Annotated in this window: 3 protein-coding genes; 1 reads left to right on the top strand and 2 read right to left on the bottom strand. The window is 42.2% G+C overall.

Going from position 1 to position 4,377, the window contains the following annotated elements; all coding sequences use genetic code 11:
- Window positions 1–17: 17 nt before the first annotated feature.
- Both AC6H04_RS07920 and AC6H04_RS07915 read right to left on the bottom strand, forming a co-directional pair.
- Window positions 18–1,409, bottom strand: coding sequence for a hemolysin family protein (locus tag AC6H04_RS07920; RefSeq protein WP_497571185.1), 1,392 nt, complete (start codon window positions 1,407–1,409; stop codon window positions 18–20).
- Window positions 1,410–1,550: 141 nt separating this feature from the next.
- A complete protein-coding gene (locus AC6H04_RS07915; RefSeq protein ID WP_497571184.1) occupies window positions 1,551–3,452 on the bottom strand; it encodes a flavocytochrome c in 1,902 nt (633 codons plus the stop codon).
- 238 nt (window positions 3,453–3,690) lie between these two features.
- Between AC6H04_RS07915 and AC6H04_RS07910 the strand changes: the two genes are divergently transcribed.
- Entirely contained in the window at window positions 3,691–4,074 is a 384-nt protein-coding gene (locus AC6H04_RS07910) for a hypothetical protein (RefSeq protein ID WP_497571183.1), read from the top strand.
- Window positions 4,075–4,377 lie beyond the last annotated feature (303 nt).

Here is a 4,377-nt window from a genome sequence, read left to right as displayed (position 1 = left end):
CCCCTATTTAGGTTCAACTATTCATCGTTATCCGAATGATTTTCATCGTCATCATCATCTGCTGGAGCAGGTTCATTAACCGTTACTTCAAACCAGTTGATAAACGAGTTTTCATAATCAACGACTTTGAAGTCGAAGTTATCAATGTGAAGCACAGTGCCTTGTTTAATATCAGGATGATTATCCAGAATTGATCCCGCAAGCGTCACCACATCATTGGTTTCAAATTCCTTAATATCAACGTCAAAGTAGCGTTCGAAATCGTAAGTGGTCATCTTACCGCTTACTTGATAGGTGCCGTTAGGCTGTTTGAAAATATCTTCGTTTGAAGAATCATCAATTTCATCATGGACAGTGCCGAATAGTTCTTCGTAGATATCTTTATCGGTAATAATGCCAGAAGTCCCACCGTATTCATCAACCACTACCACGATTGGGGTCTGTTTATGGATCATTTGTTGTAAGACCTGCGTGATTGGCGTTGATTCTGGGGTGGTTGAAATGTGCCGCAGTAAACGGTCAATGTGAATCGTTGGGTCAACTTGTTGCTGCCGAATCAAATCATAGTTATAAACATAGCCTAGAATTTTATCTTTATCACCATCTGCTACGACTGGTAAGCGAGAGAACCGCTCTTGCAGATACATATTGATGGCTTCTTTAACGTTTGCTGTGATATCGATGACGACCAATGCAGTTCGGTCGATCATAATGTCTTTGGCCACTTTATCGTTCAGCTCAAAAGCACGCTGCATATAAACGTAGTCGTTTTTCTCCAATTCACCGCCAGCAACAGCGTTTCGTGACAGGCTGAGAATTTCAGCCTGTGAAAAGACTTCTTCGCTTTCTTTGGCAACGGGAAAGCCTAGTACTTTGACGACCCCATTAGCGGAATGGTTGAGCAACCAAACAAAGGGATAGAACAGAATATGACAATAATGCAATGGCGTCGTCACGTAACGCAGTACCTTTAATGGCATGTCGATAGAAATGTTTTTAGGCACGATTTCTGTAAAAACCACTTCTAGGTAAGTCAGCAAGAGAACACCAAACACGGCACCAATCGCGTGGGCAGTAGCACCGCCCGGATTGGTGTGTGTGATGTTGAGTAAATCAAGCAAAATCGTCGAGATGGTTGATTCACCTAACCAGCCTAAGATGATCCCTGCGACTGAAACACCCACTTGAGTGGTTGAAAGATACTCGTTCAGATTAGTGACCATCTTTAACGAACGGGTTAATCTCTTTTTGGATCCTTCTCCATTGTCCAAGGCCTCTTCTATGGCACTTGGACGAGATTGTACTAAAGCAAATTCGCAAGCGACAAAAAAGGCTGCGATGAAGAAAGTGATTAATATGACAATCAAATTGATAATTATCTGACCACTATCCAAGAATTCATTCCTCATTTCATAATAAAATCAACATTTAGAGTTTACTCTCCATTATAACGCTTGTCAGGTCCTTTTTTAACTGTTGTAGGGAAATTATTAAAATAGCGTTAAAGGTATTCAACGCGGTCAAGCGTCGTGAAAAACCTCCGTGTTTGCCTAATGAATGGAAGCGGAAGTGACCGTATCAACGATTTCGTTGACGGCTGATTTAGCAGCAATGGGACCAAAGGTAAAGATATCGGCCAGTGAATTACCGCCAAGCCGGTTCCCGGCATGAAGACCACCAGCAACCTCACCAGCGGCATAGAGCCCGCTGATACGATTACCATCTTCGTCAAGAACGTGAGCACCATCGTCAATGGTTAAACCGCCCATGGTATGGTGAATAGCAGGTTTTCGTGGTGTGGCATAGAAGGGCGCTTTTTCGACTTTTAGATCAAAGACACTTTTACCAAAGTCAGGATCGCTACCTTGTTCTACGTAGGAATTGTACGTTGCAACAGTGTTTTCCAGTGTTGTTGGATCCACATTGATTTGGGTGGCCAAATCGGCTAACGTGTCTGCTTTAAATAGCCGGCCATCCTTAACTTGCTGTTCTAGTTGCTCATCACTGGTGTTGTAAGCTGTCTTCTTGATTTCATTGTCAGCAATCAGATAGAAGAGACCACCGTTATCGAAGGCCGCCTTAGCCAAGACGTCACGTTCTGCGTATTCGTTAACGAAACGTTTGCCCTGCTGGTTGACCATCAAGAAGTTTGCCGGTGGACACTGGATACCTGAGAAAATTTCACCGGTTTTAGGATCGGAAACGGGCATCATTTGAATGAAGCCCATACCCGTGACCCCTGCGTGAGCTTGTTGTCCCAATTTAATCCCATCGCCAGTGATTGTTGGGGCATTAGTGGTGGCAATGTCATCATCGATATTACTCCAAGCAGTATTGTATTTCTGCACGAGGGCGGTATTGGCGCCGAAACCACCTGAAGCTAAAATAACCGCTTTTGCTTGAACGGTAAAGGCGTGATCGCCAGGTTTTTCAACCAGTACGCCATCGATGTGACCCTTGGCGTACAGTAGTCGTGAGACTGGGCTGTCAGTCAAAATGATACCGCCATTGTGTTTGACGTAGGTGCTAAGTGCTGAAATATAGGCGTATCCAGCAGTTTCCATTGGTTTGTGACCACGACGCCAAAGCGCGCCAACCGGCATAGTGACTTCAGAAGTATCGAATTTGACACCGATTTTTGCCAGCCATTTCTGAGAGGCTAATGCGTTGTCTGTGAGTGTTTTGACTAGTTTATAATCACCGTGGATGCTATTGCCGTTTAAATCGGTTCGTTTGCCACCTAAGTAAGTTTGGATACGATGGAGCTCAACTGAATCAAAGAGGTAGGGCGTTTTATCCTTGATATCAGCAAAGTAGGCTTTGATTTGCGATTGTAAGGTTTTAAAGTCAGCTTGGTATTCAGGGTCAATGTCATCAGTACTCATTTCAAGTAGGCTTTGCAGCGTTTCCTGTTCACCTGGTAGCGCATCAAAGGTATTTTGCCAATCGGGGTCGGCTGCGTTCATGGGACCGCCAGCGCGAACTGTGTTACCACCTAACGAAGGGGCTTTTTCTAGCACGACCACTTTACGTCCCTGATCCAAGACGGTTGCTGCAGCTGCAAGACCAGCACCACCACCGCCAATGATGACAACATCAGTTTGAAGATCGCTATTTTCGGTTACTTTAGGCGTATATTTATCACGGGACTGCCATTCTTGTGCACTGCCACCGGCTTCTTTAACAGCTTCAGCAACCCCGTTCAAAATACCACGGCTGGTTTCAGAGGCACCGGTAACGGCGTCTACATTCAGTGTTTGACCGTCAACGATAGCGTCAGGAATCCGGTCATAAACCACGTCACTGATGCCAGCCGTTTCAGTTTTTTGACCGATCTCAATTGATTCAATGCGGTTTTCTGAAAAAGTGACGTCCATCGGAAATGTTCCGTTATGACCTTGAGCCGAAACGGTATACTTACCTGGTTTAAATGTTTGTTTCTCGTCTGCCATGTGATAACTTCCTTTTCAAAATTCATTTTTATAAATGTTAGCGGATACATTATTAATTCTACCATGAATCAGCAAGGTATGGTGGGTAGGGGTTTAGGACTAGGTTGTACCGAGAATAAAAGTGGTGCTTTACCACTATAGACCCCGTCATGTCGGTATTTAAACAGTATATTTGACCATTCTTATGGGAATAGTGCTAAAATAAAATTGCAACATAAATCAAAAGGAGATCTTAGTTATGGCAACAAAAAGTGCAGATAAGGATAAGAAAGCTGAAACAACCAAGCCGGCTTTTGAATATACTGATGAAATGATTCAAAAGGCTGCCGACCTGATTGCCAAACAAGGTTACGTCACCCGTAAGGATATTCCAGAAATGAAGGATTTGGACTGGGCTTACGGTTTGGGAGAAGCTGTCGACAAGTATTTTAACGGTAAAAATGCTGGTCGTTACATTTACCATGAAGATTTTGATTTTGCTGGTGGCGATATTGCTGACATCATCTTCGATATGGATCAAATTAAGACTCGTAATGATGCACTTCAAAAGTTAGGCGAAGTGTTAGGCGATAAGATTATTAACGGTCATTTGGACGAAATCGAACATAACATTACTAATTAGACGGATATTTATATATCTAAGACAAAGGGTATCAAGACTGAAATCTTGATACCCTTTTATTATTTTTACTTATACACAGCCTAAAGACAATAAAATATAAATATAATGATGTAATTTATTACATGCTTGTTTATTTTTGCTACGAAATTGTAATCTCTTTTTAAGGATTGATAATGATATTAAATTTTACAATCTAAGTTGTTACTTAAATATTTCTAAAATTTCTTAAACCAAATAGCACTAAAAAGCTATTATTTAAGCGAATAATAAGAAAGTAAGTTGCCTGATTGAAAAGGGAATTTA

The sequence above is a fragment of the Secundilactobacillus sp. MJ173 genome (genome assembly GCF_059704265.1).
This window is presented reverse-complemented; position numbering and strand designations above follow the sequence as displayed.